This window comes from Rhodococcus sp. OK302 (genome assembly GCF_002245895.1).
In the GTDB taxonomy this organism is placed as follows: domain Bacteria; phylum Actinomycetota; class Actinomycetes; order Mycobacteriales; family Mycobacteriaceae; genus Rhodococcus_F.
Window position 1 is genome coordinate 3,624,806 of sequence record NZ_NPJZ01000001.1, and the last position, 19,112, is coordinate 3,643,917.

At 62.0% G+C, this 19,112-nt stretch carries 17 protein-coding genes, 6 tRNA genes and 1 pseudogene; 12 read left to right on the top strand and 12 right to left on the bottom strand.

Annotation, left to right across the window (positions count from 1 at the left end; all coding sequences use genetic code 11):
* Positions 1 to 55: 55 nt before the first annotated feature.
* The 4 genes from hemE to BDB13_RS16590 are packed head-to-tail and all read left to right on the top strand — an operon-like array spanning position 56 to position 5,523.
* Positions 56 to 1,153, top strand: a complete 1,098-nt coding sequence (gene hemE, locus BDB13_RS16575) for a uroporphyrinogen decarboxylase (protein WP_094272598.1) — start codon at positions 56 to 58, stop codon at positions 1,151 to 1,153.
* On the top strand, positions 1,150 to 2,502 hold the full coding sequence (locus BDB13_RS16580; protein ID WP_094272599.1) for a protoporphyrinogen oxidase: 1,353 nt from the start codon (positions 1,150 to 1,152) through the stop codon (positions 2,500 to 2,502). The genes hemE and BDB13_RS16580 overlap by 4 nt, the downstream gene beginning before the upstream one ends.
* A 4-nt stretch (positions 2,503 to 2,506) precedes the next feature.
* On the top strand, positions 2,507 to 3,202 hold the full coding sequence (gene hemQ / locus BDB13_RS16585) for a hydrogen peroxide-dependent heme synthase (RefSeq protein WP_094272600.1): 696 nt from the start codon (positions 2,507 to 2,509) through the stop codon (positions 3,200 to 3,202).
* Positions 3,203 to 3,213: 11 nt separating this feature from the next.
* The gene (locus BDB13_RS16590; RefSeq protein ID WP_176459596.1) at positions 3,214 to 5,523 is read left to right on the top strand and encodes a molybdopterin guanine dinucleotide-containing S/N-oxide reductase; all 2,310 of its coding nucleotides are present in this window, start codon (positions 3,214 to 3,216) and stop codon (positions 5,521 to 5,523) included.
* On the opposite strand, the gene BDB13_RS16595 is transcribed toward BDB13_RS16590, so the two are convergent.
* Positions 5,513 to 6,127 carry a dihydrofolate reductase family protein gene (locus BDB13_RS16595; RefSeq protein ID WP_094272602.1) on the bottom strand — a complete coding sequence of 205 codons (615 nt, stop codon included), beginning with the start codon at positions 6,125 to 6,127 and terminating at the stop codon, positions 5,513 to 5,515. The genes BDB13_RS16590 and BDB13_RS16595 overlap by 11 nt on opposite strands.
* Before the next feature lie 197 nt (positions 6,128 to 6,324).
* On the opposite strand from BDB13_RS16595, the gene BDB13_RS16600 reads away from it, so the two are divergent.
* From BDB13_RS16600 to BDB13_RS16610, 3 genes are read left to right on the top strand one after another with little or no spacing between them, the layout of a single operon-like run.
* Complete coding sequence (locus tag BDB13_RS16600) at positions 6,325 to 6,786, top strand: YbaB/EbfC family nucleoid-associated protein (RefSeq protein WP_254922835.1); 462 nt, start codon at positions 6,325 to 6,327, stop codon at positions 6,784 to 6,786.
* Positions 6,779 to 7,090: a WXG100 family type VII secretion target gene (locus tag BDB13_RS16605; protein ID WP_094272604.1), complete on the top strand. Its 312-nt coding sequence runs from the start codon at positions 6,779 to 6,781 to the stop codon at positions 7,088 to 7,090. The genes BDB13_RS16600 and BDB13_RS16605 overlap by 8 nt, the downstream gene beginning before the upstream one ends.
* Positions 7,090 to 8,013 (top strand): WXG100-like domain-containing protein, encoded by a 924-nt coding sequence (locus BDB13_RS16610; protein WP_094272605.1) that lies wholly within the window; start codon positions 7,090 to 7,092, stop codon positions 8,011 to 8,013. The genes BDB13_RS16605 and BDB13_RS16610 overlap by 1 nt, the downstream gene beginning before the upstream one ends.
* A gap of 274 nt (positions 8,014 to 8,287) precedes the next feature.
* Here BDB13_RS16610 and msrB read toward each other — a convergent pair whose 3' ends face one another.
* From msrB to BDB13_RS16630, 4 genes are all read right to left on the bottom strand, one after another.
* Positions 8,288 to 8,707 carry a peptide-methionine (R)-S-oxide reductase MsrB gene (gene msrB, locus BDB13_RS16615; RefSeq protein WP_094272606.1) on the bottom strand — a complete coding sequence of 140 codons (420 nt, stop codon included), beginning with the start codon at positions 8,705 to 8,707 and terminating at the stop codon, positions 8,288 to 8,290.
* Positions 8,708 to 8,716: 9 nt separating this feature from the next.
* Entirely contained in the window at positions 8,717 to 10,000 is a 1,284-nt protein-coding gene (locus BDB13_RS16620) for a glycosyltransferase family 87 protein (protein ID WP_094272607.1), read from the bottom strand.
* 61 nt (positions 10,001 to 10,061) lie between these two features.
* Complete coding sequence (locus tag BDB13_RS16625) at positions 10,062 to 11,618, bottom strand: alpha/beta hydrolase (protein ID WP_094272608.1); 1,557 nt, start codon at positions 11,616 to 11,618, stop codon at positions 10,062 to 10,064.
* Between the two features lie 19 nt (positions 11,619 to 11,637).
* Positions 11,638 to 12,396, bottom strand: a complete 759-nt coding sequence (locus BDB13_RS16630) for a pyrimidine reductase family protein (protein ID WP_094272609.1) — start codon at positions 12,394 to 12,396, stop codon at positions 11,638 to 11,640.
* A gap of 34 nt (positions 12,397 to 12,430) precedes the next feature.
* On the opposite strand from BDB13_RS16630, the gene zapE reads away from it, so the two are divergent.
* Entirely contained in the window at positions 12,431 to 13,447 is a 1,017-nt protein-coding gene (zapE, locus tag BDB13_RS16635; RefSeq protein WP_094272610.1) for a cell division protein ZapE, read from the top strand.
* Here zapE and BDB13_RS16640 read toward each other — a convergent pair.
* Both BDB13_RS16640 and BDB13_RS16645 read right to left on the bottom strand, forming a co-directional pair.
* Positions 13,448 to 13,977: pseudogene (locus BDB13_RS16640) on the bottom strand (GNAT family N-acetyltransferase).
* Positions 13,978 to 14,046: 69 nt separating this feature from the next.
* The gene (locus BDB13_RS16645; protein WP_094272611.1) at positions 14,047 to 15,240 is read right to left on the bottom strand and encodes an MFS transporter; all 1,194 of its coding nucleotides are present in this window, start codon (positions 15,238 to 15,240) and stop codon (positions 14,047 to 14,049) included.
* A 125-nt stretch (positions 15,241 to 15,365) separates the two neighbouring features.
* Between BDB13_RS16645 and BDB13_RS16650 the strand changes: the two genes are divergently transcribed.
* Complete coding sequence (locus tag BDB13_RS16650) at positions 15,366 to 16,751, top strand: GH1 family beta-glucosidase (RefSeq protein ID WP_094272612.1); 1,386 nt, start codon at positions 15,366 to 15,368, stop codon at positions 16,749 to 16,751.
* 175 nt (positions 16,752 to 16,926) lie between these two features.
* Positions 16,927 to 17,409 (top strand): alpha-isopropylmalate synthase regulatory domain-containing protein, encoded by a 483-nt coding sequence (locus tag BDB13_RS16655; protein WP_094272613.1) that lies wholly within the window; start codon positions 16,927 to 16,929, stop codon positions 17,407 to 17,409.
* A 130-nt stretch (positions 17,410 to 17,539) separates the two neighbouring features.
* On the opposite strand, the gene BDB13_RS16660 is transcribed toward BDB13_RS16655, so the two are convergent.
* The 5 genes from BDB13_RS16660 to BDB13_RS16680 all read right to left on the bottom strand — a co-directional run bounded on the left by BDB13_RS16660 (position 17,540) and on the right by BDB13_RS16680 (position 18,045).
* Positions 17,540 to 17,614, bottom strand: a tRNA-Val gene (locus BDB13_RS16660).
* 18 nt (positions 17,615 to 17,632) lie between these two features.
* Positions 17,633 to 17,708: transfer RNA gene (locus BDB13_RS16665), tRNA-Gly, on the bottom strand.
* A 92-nt stretch (positions 17,709 to 17,800) separates the two neighbouring features.
* Positions 17,801 to 17,875: transfer RNA gene (locus BDB13_RS16670), tRNA-Val, on the bottom strand.
* A gap of 1 nt (position 17,876) precedes the next feature.
* Positions 17,877 to 17,947, bottom strand: a tRNA-Cys gene (locus BDB13_RS16675).
* Between the two features lie 25 nt (positions 17,948 to 17,972).
* Positions 17,973 to 18,045, bottom strand: a tRNA-Gly gene (locus tag BDB13_RS16680).
* A 286-nt stretch (positions 18,046 to 18,331) separates the two neighbouring features.
* Here BDB13_RS16680 and BDB13_RS16685 point away from each other — a divergent pair.
* Together BDB13_RS16685 and BDB13_RS16690 are read left to right on the top strand one after the other, a co-directional pair.
* Positions 18,332 to 18,403 (top strand) — tRNA-Val (locus BDB13_RS16685).
* Between the two features lie 182 nt (positions 18,404 to 18,585).
* Positions 18,586 to 18,996: a TIGR02611 family protein gene (locus tag BDB13_RS16690; RefSeq protein WP_254923031.1), complete on the top strand. Its 411-nt coding sequence runs from the start codon at positions 18,586 to 18,588 to the stop codon at positions 18,994 to 18,996.
* Positions 18,997 to 19,112 lie beyond the last annotated feature (116 nt).

Genomic DNA, 19,112 nt, shown 5'->3' on the forward strand with positions numbered 1-19,112 from the left:
CATGGCAGCATTGAGGTCGGTCGAAGACACACGTTGGCGGAGAGCGCGAGGATTGATGAGCGGGTTGGACAACTTGAATTCAGGCACCATCGGGTCGGCGGAATACAGCGCCCGGCGAGTACTTCCGGACGCACCGTTGTTGGCTGCGGCCACCGGTCGGACTCCGAGTCGGCGTCCGGTGTGGTTCATGCGACAGGCCGGCCGTTCGCTTCCGGAGTACCGAAAGATTCGCGCCGGAGTCGGAATGCTGGAATCGTGCTTCGATCCGGCATTGGTTTGTGAGATCACGATGCAACCCGTCCGTCGTCATGACGTCGACGCAGCAATCCTGTTCTCCGACATCGTGGTCCCGCTGAAGGCCGCGGGTATCGATCTCGACATCGTTGCCGGCGTCGGCCCCGTGGTGGCCGATCCCGTGCGCTCGATCGCCGATGTCGCTGCTTTGCCGCGATTGGTACCGGAAGAGGTCGGCGCGATCTCGCAGGCCGTGCGACTGCTCACCGCAGAGTTGGGCACGGTGCCGCTGATCGGCTTCGCCGGCGCGCCCTTCACCTTGGCGTCGTATCTGGTCGAGGGTGGTCCCAGCCGGAACCACGAGAAGACCAAGGCGCTCATGCTTTCGGACCCGCAGACGTGGCACCAGCTGCTGGGGAAGATCGCAGACATCACTATCTGCTTCCTGCAGGCGCAGCTTCATGCCGGCGTCGACGCAGTGCAGTTGTTCGACTCCTGGGCCGGTGCACTGTCCTTGGCCGAGTACCGCGAGTTCGTGCTGCCGCATTCCGAGCGCGTGTTGGCCGAGGTAGCCGGCGCCGGAGTGCCGCGCATCCACTTCGGTGTGGGGACGGGTGAACTACTCGGCGCGATGGGTGAAGCCGGGGCCGACGTCGTGGGCGTCGACTGGCGTATTCCGCTCGACGTTGCCGCGACGCGTGTCGGTCCGGGCAAGGCTTTGCAGGGCAACCTTGATCCGGCGGTGCTGTTTGCCGGTCCTGAGGCGATCAACCGTGAGGTCAGGCGCATTGCCGCTGAAGGCGATCGCGCGATCGAAGCCGGCGCGATCGGACACATCTTCAACCTCGGACACGGTGTTCTCCCCGACACCGATCCCGCGGCGATCACGGCGGCGGTGGAGCTGGTGCATTCGCTGTGAGCGTTTCGGTGGCGGTGATCGGCGGTGGGATTTCCGGTTTGGTTGCCGCCTACCGGCTTCGCTCTCGGTTGGGTCCTGATGCCGACATCACGATTGTCGAGACCAGTCCCCGTCTGGGCGGCAAGCTGCGCACAGTCGATCTCGGCAGTGGCCCGGTAGACATCGGAGCCGAGGCGTTCATTGCGCGTCGGCCCGAGGTCCCCGCGCTGTTGGCTGAGCTCGGGCTTTCGGATCAGATTGTGTATCCGGCGGGCCTGAGTCCGTTGATCTGGTCGCAAGGGTCATTGCATCGCCTTCCGGTTGGAACCCTGATGGGTATCCCGGCCGGTGGCGACGCAGTCGCGGATCTTGTATCTCCGGACACGCTGTCCCGGATCGCCGCCGAGCGGGATGTTCCGTTCCAGTGGGAACGTGGATCGGATTGCAGTGTCGCCCACTTGGTCTCGGAAAGATTCGGCGATCAAGTGGTGCGTCGCAGCGTGGACCCCTTACTGGGTGGCGTGTACTCGGGGTTGGCTGAAACCATCGGCGTCCGCGCTGCCTTGCCCACCCTTGCTGCAGCTCTCGACGCGGGCGCCACGAGCCTTTCCGACGCCGTCGCAGCGGCTTTGCCGACGCCCGCCCCCGGGCCGGTTTTCGGGGCACTGAAGGACGGTTACGGGGTTCTGCTCGACGCGTTGCTCGGCGCATCCGGTGCGAAGGTGATCACGGGGGCGGCCTCCGGTTTGCGACGAGACAGCACACGATGGTTTGTCGACCCGGTCGGAACTGTTGACGCCGTAATTTTGGCGGTGCCGGCGCCGGCAGCCGCGGCGCTCTTGGCCGAGGTAGCGCCGGAAGCCGCGCGTACCGCGGCACAGATCCAACTCGCGTCGTCGGCCGTCGTGGCACTGCGGTTCGCTGGTGACATCGATCTACCGCAGAATTCCGGGATCCTGGTTGCGACCGATGCCAACCTCACGGCTAAAGCTTTCACCCTGTCCAGTCGGAAGTGGACACACCTGGCGCAGCGCGGCGATCACCTGGTGCGGGCGTCGTTCGGCCGGTTCGGCGCAGCCGAGATCGTCGAGAGCCCGGATGAGGAACTGATTGCGCTCGCACGCGAAGATCTGTCGAGCGTGACGGGAATCACTGACGATCCGGCAGCGGCGTTTGTTCAGAGGTGGCACGGCGGACTTCCTCAGTACGCCCCAGGTCACACGGCGATGGTGGCCGAAATCGAGCACGGCGTCGCGGAACTCGCGGGCGTGGAAGTGGCCGGGTCCTGGCTCCGCGGCGTCGGAGTTCCGGCGTGTGTTGCAGTCGCTACGACGGCGGCTGCACAGATCTGCGACGGGGTGGCACCATAGAGCCATGGCACGCCTTGATTTCGACAAACTGAACTCTGAAATTCGTTACCTCATGTTCTCCGTGTTCCAGGTGGAACCCGGTGTGTTGGGCGATGATCGGGAAGCTGCGGTCAAGGACGCTCGCTTGTTCTTCGAGGGTCTCGAAGACAAGGGCGTCGAAGTTCGCGGTATCTACGACATCGCCGGAATGCGCGCCGACGCGGACTTCATGATCTGGACCCACGCGGCCAGCATCGAACAGTTGCAGGCTGCGTACTCGGACTTCCGTCGCACCACGACGCTGGGCAAGATCAGTGCTCCGGTGTGGAGCAACTCGGCTGTTCACCGTCCGGCGGAGTTCAACAAGAGCCACGTCCCGGCATTCATCGCGGGCGAGGAGCCGGGCGACTACATCTGCGTCTACCCGTTTGTGCGTTCACTCGAGTGGTACTTGCTTCCCGACGAGGATCGTCGCAAGATGCTCGCCGATCACGGCATGGCTGCGCGTGCGTACAAGGATGTCCGCGCCAACACGGTGCCGGCCTTCGCCCTCGGCGACTACGAGTGGATTCTTGCGTTCGAGGCACCGGAACTGATCCGTATCGTCGATCTCATGCGTGACCTGCGTGCCACCGAGGCTCGTCTGCACGTGCGTGAAGAAGTTCCGTTCTTCACGGGACCGCGCGTCGACATCGAGAAGCTGGTTCTCTCGCTTCCCTGAAAGTAGTTTCTGTGACCACCACACCGAATCGGCGTTTTCAGCACACCTCTCATTGGGGCATGTTCACCGCCGAATCAGTGGCCGGCGAAGTAACCGCTGTGCATCCGCACGAGGGCGATTCCGATCCCTCGCCGATGCTCGGAAACTTCGCCGGTTCGGTGCGCAGTCGGAGCCGGGTAACCGGCCCGGCAGTGCGCCGAGGGTGGCTCGAGAACGGTCCGGGTCCCACCGAACGCCGGGGATCCGACGAGTTCGTCTCGGTGTCGTGGGAAGAACTGACCGAACTGCTCTCACGTGAATTGCGCCGGGTAGTCGATACCCATGGCAATAATGCGATCTTCGGTGGCTCGTACGGTTGGGCCAGCGCCGGTCGATTCCATCACGCGCAGAGCCAAGTTCACCGATTTCTGAATCAACTCGGCGGCTACACCAAGTCGGTTCACAGCTACTCGCTCGGCGCGACGGGCGTCATCATGCCCCACGTAGTCGGCACCCACAGCCAGTTGTTCGAACGCTCCACGTCATGGGACGTCATTGCGGAACACTCCGACCTACTGGTGTGCTTCGGTGGCGTTCCGATCAAGAACACCGGCGTCAATGCTGGTGGTAGCAGCGATCATCCGACAAGTGGTGCATTGAATTCGTTCCGTGACCGCGGTGGCAAGATCGTCTCCTTCAGCCCGTTGCGCGACGACCTCGACGGCGAATGTGACTGGATCTCACCGATTCCCGGAACCGACGTGGCGATCATGCTGGCGTTGGCCTACGTGCTCGCGTCGGAAGGTCTTCACGATCGTGCCTTCTTGGATCGTTACTGCGTCGGCTACGAACGTTTCGAGGACTACCTGCTCGGACGCTCCGACGGTGTTCCGAAGGATTCGCAGTGGGCGCAGGAGATTTCGGGTGTACCGGCGGCCACGATCGCGAGTCTGGCCCGGAGGATGGCGTCCGGCCGCACATTGGTGTCGGTCACGTGGTCGTTGCAACGCATCAAGCACGGTGAACAAGCCCCGTGGATGGGCGTCACTCTCGCGGCGATGCTCGGTCAGATCGGGCTTCCGGGAGGCGGTTTCGGGCACGGCTACGGCTCGATGAACGAACCGGGGATGGCTCCGGTCCCGTACCCGCTGCCCACGTTTCCGCAGGGGCGTAACCCAGTCGCCGACTTCATCCCCGTTGCCGCAATCTCCGATTTGTTGCTCTCGCCGGGTGAAGAATTCGACTACGACGGCAGACGTCTCACCTATCCCGATATCCGGTTGGTCTATTGGGCGGGCGGAAATCCGTTCCATCATCATCAGGAACTGTCGCGTCTGCGACGCGCCTTCGCCAGGCCCGACACCATCGTCGTTCACGAGCCGTACTGGACTCCGATGGCCAAGAACGCCGATATCGTGGTGCCGTCGACGACGTCTCTCGAGCGAAACGATCTCAGCTGCACCAGAAATGACGCGGTACTGGTCGCGATGCATCAGGTCGTTCCGCCGTTTGCGGATGCCCGCGACGACTACGAGACCTTTGCAGCGCTCGCCCACGCGCTCGGATTCGGTGAGGAGTTCACCGAAGGGCGATCGTCGCAGCAATGGATCGAGCATCTCTACAGTCAGTGGCGGCCCGCTGTGGACGCCGACGGCGGCAACACCCCGGCGTTCGAGGATTTCTGGGCCGACGGTCACTACCGGATGCGCACACAGGACAGTTTGATCCTGTTCGGAGAGTTCCGCGAGGACCCCGAGGAGAATCCGCTGGGGACACCCAGCGGGAAGATCGAGATCTTCTCCGAGACCATCGAATCGTTCGGCTACGACGACTGCCAAGGGCACCCTCGTTGGTACGAACCCGAAGAGTGGTTGAACGGTCAACGCGCGGAGCAGTTTCCGCTCCACCTCATCGCCAACCAGCCCAAGACACGCCTCCACGGTCAGCTCGACCATGGCGCCGTAAGTCAGGCGTCGAAGATTTTCGGTCGTGAACCGATTCGTCTGCACCCCGCTGCGGCGGCCGAGCGAGGTCTCGTCGCGCGCGATGTCGTGCGAGTGTTCAACGACCGCGGTGCGTGTCTGGCGGGTGTGGTGATCGATTCGGGGATGCATCCCGATGTCGTTCAGCTTTCCACCGGCGCTTGGTACGACCCTCTCGACCCCGCTGATCCCGACGCAATGTGTGTTCACGGAAACCCGAATGTTCTGACGCCGGATGTCGGTACGTCCTCGCTGTCCCACGGTTGCACCGGTCAGCATGTGCTGGTGCAGATCGAGAAGTTCGACGGGGACCTTCCGCCGATCCGCGCGTTCGATCCTCCGGTCCTGCTTACGCGCTGACCGACATGTCACCGACGCCGGGCGTCCCGTCGGCGAGCATGTAGCGCGCACGCACCACGCCCTTCGGTGAGGTGACGGCAGGTTCGACGAGGGTGAGATTCGTCGGAACAACCCCGTCGGCGAAGACCTTCTTTCCATCGCCGAGCAGGATCGGGTACACCCACAGGGTCAGCCGATCGAAGAGTCGCTCCGCGAACAGGGTCTGAACGAAGTCGAGACTGCCGATGACGTGGGTGTTCGAGTGGCGGTTGCGAAGCTCGCGGACAGCGGCCGCGGTATCCCGAACCAGCAGTGTGGAGTCGGCCCATTCGAGAGTCTGCGCGCGGCGCGAAGCCACGTATTTCGGGACGCTGTTGAACCGTCGCGCGATGTCGCCCCCCGCGTCTGGCCAGTAGGCGGCGAAGATGTCGTAGGTCCGACGGCCGAGCAGCAGTGCGTCCATCCCGGCCATACCGGACTCGACCTGCTCACCGACGACCTCGTCGAGGAGAGGCGCCTGCCAGCCGCCGAACGTAAACCCGCTGTCGGTGTCCTCGTCCGGACCGCCGGGCGCTTGCGCGACGCCGTCGAGTGTGGTGAACAGGTCGATGTGAATGAGTCCCATGCCAAGCTCCCGCAGTGTGGTGTGTCGCTGGGTCGCCCGTCGTCGTCTTGGCGACGAGATCTCTTCGAGCCTGTCACAGGATTCCCCGGCGCGGCTACCACAATCAACTACTAGCGGAACCGATCGGCCACTGATCGCGTCGAACTTGGTGAGCGCCTGAATTTCAGGCGAGTACGTCGAGCGAGGTGGGGGCCATCGTGAGTACAGCTGACATGGATTCGGTGCGGGGGAGATCCGAAGTCCTTCGGGGACAGATCGATTCGATGATGGATGATCTGCGAACCCGGACTGCGCGGCTGGCCGAAGCTCAAGAGGCGATCGCTCTCTCCACGGCGCATGCCCGATCTGCGGACGGTTCCGTGGAGATTGTCGTCAATGCTTCGGGCGCGGTTGTCGGCGTCAAATTTTCTCCTGACGCGTTCTCCCGGACGACACCGCGGAAACTCGCCGCTGCCGTTCTGGCGACCGCAGGATTGGCCGCGGCGGACATGCGCCGACAGAACGCCGAGATACTGAGGCCGTTCATAGCCGCAGCACAGGTGGATCTGCCGGATCTGATTCCGGGAGCGCCGAGTTTGCGTGATGAGGCGCCGGCGGTCACGGTTGACGACCGATCGATCTGGAACCGTACTGTTCTGAGGAGCGCCGGCAATGCCTGAATTCTGGATTGATGTCGAGGAGATGCGTTCGGTTGCGCCGAGATTCGCGAGCATTTCACGGGACCTCGAGGAAGCTCGGCTCAAAATCGAAGAAGTGATGGCTGCCGAGGGGCCGAGTTGGGGCACCGACACTTTCGGGGTCACCTTCGCTTCTGCTTACCTGCCGGGTTCTGAATCGGTCCTTGCCGGTGTCACGATGACGGCCGGTGCATTGCGCAATCTCACCGACGCGTTATTTCGGACAACAGCGAACTTCGAGAGCATCGACGCACGACTAGCCGACAATCTGGCGGGTGGGCTCTGATGGGAATCGAGATTCCGGGATATCTGCAAGCAGTTGCGAGCGTAGCGGTGGGCAGCGACTGGCCCGACGGCGATGAGACGTCCTTGTGGCGTCTGGGGGATGCCTGGGCGGAGATGGCAGCGGCGTTGGGAACCGCCTCTGAATTTGGTGATGCGGCCGCTCGGGGAGCGCTTTCTGCGATCGACGGCGAGATGCATGATTCACTGGCCGCATTCTGGGGCGATTCCGGTGGCGTTGCAGACGTCTTTGATCGGTTGATCTCAGCGGCAAAAGAACTGGGGGAATCCTGTGACTCGACTGCAACCGACATCGAATACACCAAGCTGTCGATCATTGCGGCTTTGATTGCCCTCGCAATTGAGCTTGCGAGTATGGCCGCCGCCGCGATACCGACTTTGGGTCTGAGCACCGTGGGAGCCGCTGCCGCTGAAGTGGCGACTGCGCTGACTGTTCGAATGTTGTTGCGACAATTACTGATCCGGGTACTCGAGGCCGCTGCCGTAGAAGCTGCGTCGGCCGTCTTTTCCGGCCTTGTCATTCAATTGGGGCAGATGACGATGGATCATCGGCAGTCCGTCGACGTCGGGAAGGTCGTAACCGAGGGGCGCGACGCGTTTGTGAAAGGAGCCGCGAATGGCGTCCTGAAAACCACCTCGGCCACCAGCAATGTTGCCCATCCCGTTACAGGCGCGGCCACAACTCCCTATCAGCGGATCGCCCGTAACGGGATGGATGACGCAGTGAGCGGAGCATCCGCCGCCGTCGTCACCAAGGAGGTCACCGGCGGTGATGCCTCAATCACGGACATCACGTCCGGCGCCGTCGGTGGAGCAACGGGATCGGTGAAAGACGGATTGATTGCCCGCACCGACGATCTTGCTGCGGTGGGTGTGACGTCGAACCTTCTGAACTGGAATTTCTGAATGAGACGGCTTACCAGGGATTACGGTGAGGACGTGACCGTCTGCCCGGGTTGTGCCGCCGAATCGAATGGCCGCTGCACTGTATGTGGCGATCGGACGCGTTCTTCTGCGCGGAGTGACCTGAGCCGTGCCTGAGTGCACATTAGTTCGCTATTTCGACGGGATCCCGCACATCGCATCGAGTTGTGGACAAAATTACCCGGCTAGGACCGCTGATTGTGAAGGATTCAGCTCGCTCAGCGAACAGAATTCTTCACAATCAACTCATGATCGGTTACTGCGCGGGATGCAAAACCAGGGAAATCGAGTTGATGCAGTACCGCTGATCTGTCGGGGTGGGGTACCCCTCGCCTTCGAAGACGTGGCCGAGGTGGCTGTGGCATTTTTTGCACACAACCTCGACGCGGCGCATGCCCAGGCTCACATCTTCTTTGAGGATCACGGCGTCGGAGTTGGCCGGATCGAAGAATGACGGCCAACCGCAGTGCGATTCGAACTTCTCGGTGCTGCGGAACAGTTCGGCGCCGCAAGCCCGACAGGAGTACACACCTTCAGTAGTGGTGTTGGTGTACTCACCGACATTGGGTCGCTCGGTACCCGCTTGACGCAGGACCGCGTACTCGGCCGGGGTCAGTTTCTCTCGCCACTCGCTCTCGGTGAGGGTGACTTCGGGGACGCTGTCTGGAGAACTCATATCTCTACGCTAATCCTTCACTGCAGGTTCGGCTTCGCGCGCAGGTGAAGGCGCTTCGAGTGGTGGATCCAGTAGATAGGCGGGGTCGATTCCGCGGTCCAGTCGGCCTTCCCGTCGTGCAACGAGGTACCGGTAGCCCAAGACGCAGAAGATCACGATCAGGAGCAAACTCCAGCCGAGAGTGCTCTTCATGTACTCGGCTGCTCGGCCGAAGGCGGGCCATCGCAGTGACCACCAGTCGTCGAAGGTCATGCAACCGTAGACGGCAAGCCAGGCCGGCCAGTTTCGCATCACCGAGTTCTTGAGCATCACCGACATGAGGAGCGGGAACAGCATCATCGAGTAGTACATCTGGCCCAGTGACGGCAGCAGGAACGACGCCGTCATGATCAAGCCGGTTGTGGTGGTGAGGAAGAACAGTTCGTCGTTGCGGTAGTAGCGGTACAGCAGCCACAGCGATACGAGGACCATGACGGCGAACATCGCTCGGAGCGACAGGATCAGCCACTCGGGCAGGCCGAAGTAGGCGCCGTTCCCCACGATCGAACTGTTGAAGTAGTCGCGAGATTCCAGCAGATACGGGACGGTGCGTTCGACAAACGCCATCGGATCGGCAGAAAGCGGTACTGCGACGACGGTGAGGATGAACGGGATTCCGAGTGCGGTGACAAATACCTTCCACTGCCCACGGACCAACGGCAGCAACAGAAGTGGGGCCAGTGTGGGCTTGATGGCGAGGGTGATACCGATTGCGGCGCCTGCCCACAGGTCTTTTCGGCGCATCAGGAACAGCAGGAATGCCATTTCGCTGAGTAGCACGATGCCGTTGATATTGGTGAAGATCAGAGTGTTGGTGACCGTCTCCGACGTGAACGCAGCCAGAACGACGATCGGTGCGGCGATGGAGCTGATCTTCAGATCGAACAGGCGCAGCAGTAGATACAACGCGACCAGGACGGCAACTGCGTTGACACCGATGAAAAGCCAGCGGGACCGTTCCGGATCCAGGATGGAGAGTGGTGCCATCAACAGCGAACCGGATGGTGGGTAGAGGTAATGCGGATCTACCGAATTGAAGTCGGCGGTGTACACCGGTCGGCCGTTCCAGAACGCCAGAGCTGCGTTGTAAACCGGCCGGAAGTCATCGGTGATCGCCCCGTTGACGGCTTTGACGACGACGCGATTGATCACGGTCATCACGGCGATCGGCCACAAAACGTAGTTGACGACTTGTTGGGTTGTCCGCCCTGTACGAGGCTCGAGCTGTCTAAGGAACACTTCGGAACGGTACACCGAAGGGTGACCGTAATAGGGGATGCACCCTAATTTGCGAAGTGGGGAGCGTCGCAACGTGTCAGGCGGGGCAGACACTTCCGTTGGACGGCAAGGCTTGATTGTCGAGGTAGGACACGGCGGCCTTCTGTGCGCAGTTGGATTGCATCGCGGGGTGACCGGCGCCTTGCCAGTCGAGGGTGGCGAACCGGGTTCCCGCATTGGTGACCACTCCGGTGACGCTGGCCAGTCCGCTGTTGCCGACGGCGGGATCTGCCTGGCCGCTCAACACGAGGACCGTCGGTTTCAGAGTGGTCGGTAGGGGAGTCGGGGTGGTGGTCGGCCAGCTGGCGCACGCCAACAGCCCAAGGGCGGCTTCGTTCCCGAACACCGGATAGGCGCCGCCCCACGTCTGCTGCAATTCGCGTGCACGTCCGACGCCCGGCCACTGCCCACCGTCGGTGCAGCGTCCGACAAACTGACCGTCGCTGCCCAGATCCTTCTCGGCCGCGGCGGCGCGTTCACGCATCGGCACCGGATTCCCGGTACCGAGCGCGCTCAGGGCGTCGGCGAGGGCCGTGGTGTCGAGCTGCCGGTTCTGTCCGGAGATCCCGAGGCTCGCGGAGATGGCGTTCGCGAGCGACGACGCCGACAACGGGCGGAACTCTCCCTTCCGGGCTCGTTCCATCAGTGTGACGACGGCGGCGTGTGGATCGGGCCCGAGGGAGCACGAGAGTGCGGCGCAACGCGTGGCGAACGCTGTGAGAGCGGCTTCCTGTCCTCGGACGTGGCTTTCGGCCTCGGTAGCCGCGTCAGTGGCAACCGGGGCCGGTGAGTCGAGTATCAGCCGGGCAAGGTTGTCGGGATGGGCTGCGGCGTAGCTCAACGCAATGTCGGATCCGGAACCGGCGGCCCAGAGTGCAATCGTGTCGACGCCCCAGCGCGAGCGCAGTGCCTCGATGTCTTGGGCGGCCGCGTCGGCGCCGAACTTCAGTTCCTGCGGTTCCAGGTAGTCGGTGCACGCAATGGTGGCGTCGTGGCCGAGTTCGGAGACGGCGTCGGCGGCATCGCCCGAAGTGCTCGGTTCGAATTGACCGAGGTCGGCGAGCCCGCGGCGGATGTCCGGTTCCATGCATTCGATGGGCGTCGAGCGGTCGATTCCGCGGCGATCGAGTGCGACGACCGGGTGGGCGGCAAGTACGGCTGTCAGACCGGACGATCCCAGCATCGCCAGGGTGCTTCCGGACGAGCGATCGGTTCCGGATGTAAATACGACGGGATAGGCGTCAGCCGGCGTCGAGGACGTTCGGGCGCGGGTGGCGGCGGCCGTGAATGTTCCGTCGATCTGGCCGCTGACATCGATGGGCGCGCTGAACTCGGCGCATTCGAGGATGACGCCGGCGGTTGCAGCGGTCAACGCCCGATCGCTCAGCGATGTTCCGCTGCAGTCGCGCCAGGGGAGGTCGTTGCTCGGGACAGCAGGTTCGGGGACAGGCGGACTCACGGTGCCCGACGCGTCGGTTGTGGCCGGGGTTCCACCGGTGTGACCTTCGACCGCTACGACAGGGCGAAGTGAGGGGCCCGCTCCGCAGGCACAACACGTCGCCAGGACTACTGCAATCAAAGCCGCTCTGCGCATGCCGACCAGAGTGCCAGGTTCAGTGCCGCGGGCGGCGACGAACCCACCGCGAGAGAATCGTGCCGTCGGCGTCGGTGAGGATGTGTGCGGGTGTCATCGGGGTGGGTAGGGCGTGGGGGGAGGTTGCAATTCGTCCGGCCGCGCCGCCGACGAGTTGCGGTGAGGTGGTGATGCACAGTTCGTCGACCGCGTCGTCTGCGATCAGTTGGCCGAACAGGGAAGGTCCACCCTCACAAAGGATTCGAGGCAGATTCAACTGGGAGACTGCCTTCTCGATATCGATGCTCCGCACCGCGGGATTGTCGCTCCGGTGAATGTCGGCACCGGCTGCGCGAAGGTTCGCGACGGCGACGGGGTCTGCGTCGCGGCCGACGAGGAGGATCGGAGGAACCGTGGTGTCTCGGAACAATCGACTGTCCGGGTCGACCGATGCACGTGCCGAGACGATCAGAATTGGCGGCACGGGTGCCAGGCCCGCGTCGACGCGGCGTTCCTGAGCGTCGTCGCTCATCACAGCTCCGCCGTAATTTTCGGAGCGAGCAGTACCGGCTCCGACAACCACGACGTCGCAGAGTTCCCGCAAAATTCCGAACACAGTCTTGTCAGCCGGGGTGCCCAGGCCACCGCTCACGCCGCTGACGGAGACGGCCCCGTCGATGCTCGATACAAAATTCACGCGCAGCCAGGGGTGCGTGAGATTTTCCGGGTAGGCGTAGAGCGCACGGAGGCCGTCCGGATCCTCCGGTGTGAAGTAGGTCGCAATATGCGTACGGTGCATAGGAGAGATCACACCACGTAGATACGCTTGAGGGATGCATGAACGTCTTGTCGATCGCAGCCCGGTGGTACCCGCCGATCAATTGGTAGCTCAAATGGTCCCACCCGCAATGTTCGACGAGGTGAGTTTCGCTTCCTACATTCCTGATCCCAAGGAACCGAGCCAGTCGGCTGCTGTCGCCAAGGCCGAGGAATTCTCCAAGCGCGTAGCCAAGATTCGTGGCGGTGGACGTCGCGGATTGTTCGGCAAGAAGACTCCGTCGACCGGTGCTGGTCTGTACCTCGACGGCGGTTTCGGTGTCGGTAAGACGCACCTTCTGGCGTCGATTTTCCACAGTGTTCCTTCGCCCAAAGCCTTCGGCACCTTCGTCGAGTTGACCCATGTTGTGGGCGCGCTCGGCTTCAACAAGGCCGTCGAGGCGTTCTCCGAGCACAGCGTTCTGTGCATCGACGAATTCGAGCTCGACGATCCGGGCGACACCATGCTCGTCTCGCGGTTGCTCTCGGAGCTTTCGGCACGCGGCGTGTCGATCATCGCGACATCCAACACGTTGCCGGGCCAGTTGGGTGAGGGCCGTTTCGCAGCGCAGGACTTCTTGCGCGAGATCAAGAAGCTCGGATCGATCTTCGAGACCATTCGTGTCGACGGTCCCGACTACCGTCACCGCGACCTGCCGCCGGCCCCCGATCCGATTTCCTCGGATGAGCTGGTGACGCGTGCGGCGTCCATCGACGGCGCAACACTCGATAACTTCGACGAGCTGTGCAAGCACCTCAGCACGTTGCATCCGTCGCGGTACAACAAGCTGGTCGAGGGCGTTCGCGCTGTCTTCATCGACGGCGTTCACCCCGCAACAGACCAGTCGGTGGCTCTGCGTTTCGTGGTTCTTGCCGACCGCCTCTACGACGCGAGCATCCCGGTCACCGTTTCCGGTGCACGTCTCGACGAAATCTTCACCCCGGAGATGCTGGCCGGCGGTTACAAGAAGAAGTACCTCCGTGCGACGTCGCGTCTGCTCGCTCTGTCGCGCTTCGAGGTTGCAGCCAACTAGTTAGACCGCTCGCTCCATCACGAAATCGTGATGGAGTTGGGCGCCGACGACAAACGTCTTGGTACCGACCTGCGTGAACCCCTTTTTGTGTAGAACTTCTGCGCGCGCACGTTCTCCTGGTTCACTCCGAGCCAGATTCCCGCGCTGCCACACTTCTGTGCGTGTGAAATAGCCGCGTCCATAAGCGCTGCGGCAGCACCGCTTCCGTGATTTCCGGGCAGAACGTACAGCTTGCTCAGTTCGGTGGTCGGTCGCAGGGTCAGCGCGGCCTGCACATCTGGATCGGTGGGCTCATCGTCGATCAGCATCGCGTATCCGACGATGGCGTCGCCGGAGATGACCTTGAGGACAGTGCGCGTCGGGTCCGTCAGGTATTCGGAGAACTTGTCGACGGACAGAACGTTGTCGATGAATGCACTGATGTCATCGTCGGAAGCGTCTGGTGGACAGGCGAGGGGGAATGTCACCGCCGCCACATCGGCGATGGCTTCGGAGTCCCAGATTCCAGCTCGGTCAACGGTGATCGTCACGTAAATTCTGCCCTTCGTGCACGTGCATTGGTGCGACAAGTACATCACTTGCCGCACCGCACACGACTGTCAGGCTTTCTCGGGTACCTCGGCTGTCAATTGCTTCACGGCGAAGACGGGGGCCAAGGCGATCAGAATTCCGCAGAAGACCAGCGGAATCAGGAATCCGACCCGCAAGTCGCTGACTGCGGCCACGGCTCCGACAATTCCGCCGCCGACTACCGTTCCGACATAGTTGAAGAGGTTGATGCGTGCGATGACGGCGTCGACCTGACCGGGCGCAGCCATACGTCCGGCGGCGCTGAAGCAGATCGGGGCGATGACCGGGACACCGATACCGACGATCGTGAAGCCGATGATGGCAACGACGGGGGACTGCGAAGTCACGACAACGGCCATGCCGGCGACACCGATCAGCGAACCGATTCGAACGACGGTGATTTCCCCGAATTTGCTCACCCAGTAGTCGCCCGTCAATCGGGCGACGAGTGCGGCAATCTGGTACGCCGCGACCGAGAGTGCAGCAGTGCTGGTGTCTGCCAGCAGGTCGTCTTCGAGGAACATGGTGGACCAGTTGCCCACGCTGAAGTCGACGGCATAGAAGAGGGCCATCGCGACGCCGAGAAGGATGAAGACTCGCATCGGAACCGTGAGGTCGATCTTGCCGGATGTGCCGGCGTCGACGGACTTGGTTTCGGAACGATTGAGGAACTGCGGGCCGAAGGCCAGAAGTAGAAGTCCGACAAGGATTCCCGCGCACAACTGGATTGTTCGTACCGAAAGATCGAGTTCTGATGCGGCAGAGACGAACAGGGCTCCGACAATGGCGCCGACACTCCACGAGGCGTGGAACGAGCTCAGAATGAAGCGTCCCTTGGCGTGTTGGATCGAGACGGCTTGCATGTTCGCGGCAGCATCGACCATACCGAGTCCGATGCCGTAGATCGCGAGGAAGACGAAGAAGGCAATCTGGTTCGGGGCAATTCCGATAGCTCCGCCGAAGATCGCGATGACGGCGAGGCCCGCGCGCAGTGTCGTCTTGCTCGATGTCCGTACTGCGATCACTTCGGCGAGGACACTGCCGAGGCCTGCGATGACCGACACGATAACGACAGCGACAACGACGAGGCTGTCGCTGAGTTCGAGAAGATCCCGAAATTTGGGAAGCTGCGTCAAGATCGTGGCGAGCAGAAATCCTTGGAGTGCGAACGCCACTGATGTGGCGATCCGTGCCCTGGTCAGGGTGCGGGGAAGATCCGTCATGAAGCGCGGCCTTTGTCTCGTCTGTCTCGTTCGGTCGGGATGGCTGAACGGTACTTGATCGTCGTACTGGTCGAGTGTCCAACAAAGGTGAGAGTTTTGCAGCGTTCTTTGATTAACTGACCCACATGAGTTTGCAACCTGTACCAGAATTTCCGCCCGCTTTCGTATGGGGGACCGCCACTGCGGCGTACCAAATCGAGGGAGCTGTGGCCGAAGACGGTCGCGGACGCTCGATTTGGGACGACTTCTGTGACCGTCCCGGAGCGATTATCGGTGGTGAGACCGGCGTCGTCGCCGCTGATCACTATCACCGCTGGGAATCCGATGTAGACCTGATGGCCACACTCGGCCTCGACGCGTATCGACTGTCCCTGTCCTGGTCGCGGATCCTTCCGACCGGAACGGGTCAGGTGAACGTCAAGGGTCTCGACTTCTACGACCGGATTATCGATCGACTGTGCGACGCCGGAATTACACCCGCGGTCACGCTTTATCACTGGGATCTGCCGTCGGCGCTGCAAGAGCAGGGCGGTTGGATGAACCGTGACACGGCTTTTCGGTTGGGGGAGTACGCGCAGATCGTGGGCGAGAAGTTCGCGGATCGCGTCGGAATGTGGATGCCGCTCAACGAACCGGTGGTTCACACCCTGTACGGGCATGCACTCGGCGTTCACGCTCCCGGCCTTGCACTCGGATTCGAGGCGTTCCAAGCTGCACACCACCAACTGCTCGGACACGGACTCGCGGTCAACGCGCTGCGTTCGGCCGGTTGCTCCAACATCGGCATCGCGTCGAATCACGCTCCGGTGCGTGCCGCGTCGGAGTCACCCGAAGACGTCATGGCAGCCGACATTTACGACCACGTCGTCAACTGGATGTTCGCGGATCCGGTGCTGGTCGGAAAATACCCGGCCGACGAGTTCGCTCAGCTTCTCAGTGGGCCGATCGACGAGGATCTGAAAATCATTGCCGCGCCACTGGACTGGTACGGGATCAACTATTACGAGCCCACGATGATTGCGGCACCGGTCGAGGGTGAGGGCACCGCGGGTGTTCTCGAGATCGATCTGCCGCCGGGATTGCCGTTCGCTCCGGTTGCGATAACCGGTTATCCGACAACAGATTTCGGCTGGCCGATCATTCCCGAGGGTCTCGGTGAGATTCTGCGAACCTTCAAGTCCCGATTCGGTGACGCGCTGCCCCCGATCTACATCACCGAAAGCGGGTGCTCGTTCCACGACGCTCCGAATGAGGCCGGCGAGGTCCACGATCCCGCTCGCATCGACTACCACGACGCGCATCTGCGTTCGCTGCGATCCGCCATGGACGACGGCGTCGACGTGCAGGGTTACTTTGTGTGGTCGATGCTCGACAACTTCGAATGGGCGGCCGGCTACAAGGAGCGGTTCGGCCTGGTCCACGTTGATTTCGAGACGCAGAAGCGGACGCCGAAAGACTCGTTCGAGTGGTATCGCGAGTTGATCTCAGCTCACAAGGCGGCGCGGGTCTAGTTTGCCGACGGAGGCGGCCGGGTTGCGTTCTGTGGCCCGGCCGCCTAGCCTCGACTCTCATGAAGCGCATTCTCGTAGTACACCGCCGTAGCGGGGTCTGAATCGGACCGACCCCCCGCTGCGGGTCGTTGTGCTACCAGTTGGTCCTCCGCTTCATTCCAGGAAGACCACGATCATGACTTTCAACTTTGCTTTCGCTTCTGATTCTTCGACCGCCTTCGCTGCCGATCCATTTGCGGCGCGCCACGGAAAATCCTTGCCGGCCGGCCTGCGTTCCGAATGCTCCGCGATGTCGTGGAATGAATTCGAATCCACGTACGCCGCAATGAACGGCCCGATCCGTCTCGGCGCGTGGTCAACCGAGAAGATTGCACCCGGCCGTTGGACGTTCGAGGCGACTCTCGGCCTGGGGGAGCGCATTGCCAAAGCCTCCGCCACCGCAACCGGCGCGATCTCGGCTATGACGTCGATGCTGTACGACGCGGGAATCTCCCTGGAAATCCTGTCGTTCCATCAACACCAGATCGGCCACCGTACGGCCACATTCATCTTCACCGAGTGCAGCGGCCGTCGCAGCTGGGCTATGGGCATCGGTGAGTCCGCGACAGAATCCTCGCTCCGGGCGATGACGTCGGCTGCGAACCGCTTCTCCCACTGAGATACCGGAACATCCAGATACGTTGAGGCGGGATCCCGAGAGGGGTCCCGCCTCAATCTCGTTGCGCAATTCTTGACAGGCAACGCAAAAGTCCGGAACCCCAATGGGATTCCGGACTTTTGTACTGCCTTGGTGCGCGATACTGGGATTGAACCAGTGACCTCTTCCGTGTCAGGGAAGCGCTCTCCCGCTGAGCTAATCGCGCGGGATCTTGAGAGAAAAATGGAGCGGACGACGGGATTCGAACCCGCGACCCCAACCTTGGCAAGGTTGTGCGCTACCAGCTGCGCCACGTCCGCATTTGCAATGAACTCCGTTACCGGCGCTCAGTGCTTGTCTAACCTATCAGACCCGCAAGCGGGTTTTTACCATCAGGCCCGAGGGCCTGACGTGGTGCGCGATACTGGGATTGAACCAGTGACCTCTTCCGTGTCAGGGAAGCGCTCTCCCGCTGAGCTAATCGCGCGAGGTGGAGACGGGAATCGAACCCGTGTGCACGGCTTTGCAGGCCGTTGCCTCACCACTCGGCCACTCCACCGTAAAAGGTTGAGTCACACCTCTCGAGCGGACGACGGGATTCGAACCCGCGACCCCAACCTTGGCAAGGTTGTGCGCTACCAGCTGCGCCACGTCCGCATTGCACCGTGTTGCTTGGGGAGCGGGTTGCTCTCCTCGGTGCGTTGAAAACATTAGCCGACGGCATCCGAAACATACAAATCACCAGTTCAGAGGCAATTTTGAGTACGAAATGAAGCAAAATGCTGTCCTGAACGTGCCGCAGAGCCCGAATGTCGAAGTCTTGAATCGGAGAATTTGAGCCGGAATGCCGCCGAAGTGAATGACAACCCGGTGATTCGTATTCATCGCTGGGTCGTGTTAATGTTCCAACTCGTTCGAGCGCATGCGTTCGGATGCTTCAAAAGGTCCCGTGGCTCAGTGGAAGAGCGTCCCGTTCACACCGGGAAGGTCGCTGGTTCGATCCCAGCCGGGACCACAGGAAGACACTGAAGGCGTTCCCGATTACGGGGACGCCTTCAGTCGTCTCCGGGTGTTCTTTCGACTGCGAGCCGCGGTGGACGTTTCGGTAGCCTGGTTGCTGACACACACATACGTGACGGAAATAGGTGAGGGACGTTGAGTACCGAAGAGGTCGACACTCACGTCGACGATTCCGATCTGTCGCCGTTCCGGGAAGCCGAGTCTCGCTGGCATCGGTGGCGAGCGCATATCGCAGCTCGTCCCAGTTTGAACCTCCCGTACCGAATCGGCGTGGGAGTCATCGGCCTGATCGTGCTCGCCGTCGGCGTCGTCACCATTCCGTACCCGGGGCCGGGCTGGCTCATAGTCTTTGCCGGCCTCGGAATACTCGCGTCGGAGTTCGCCTGGGCCCACAGGCTCCTGCATTTCGCCAAAGCGCGCTACGACCGATTCATGACGTGGTTCGGCACGCAGTCGTTGATCGTCAAGGGTCTGGGTGTTTTGTTCACCACCGTGGTCGTGATGGCGACTCTGTGGGTTCTCGGCACCTTCCACCTGCTCGGAACGTGGGTCGGTCTGGACTACTCGTGGCTCGAGTCACCTCTCTGATGTGAAAGTCGCTTGTTAACTTCACTCGGTTGACTCGCCGGTACGGCGGGGCCGATAACATGATCGTGCGTGCGTCCTCATCGAGCGATACGCACGTCTTACTTGCCGCAAATACA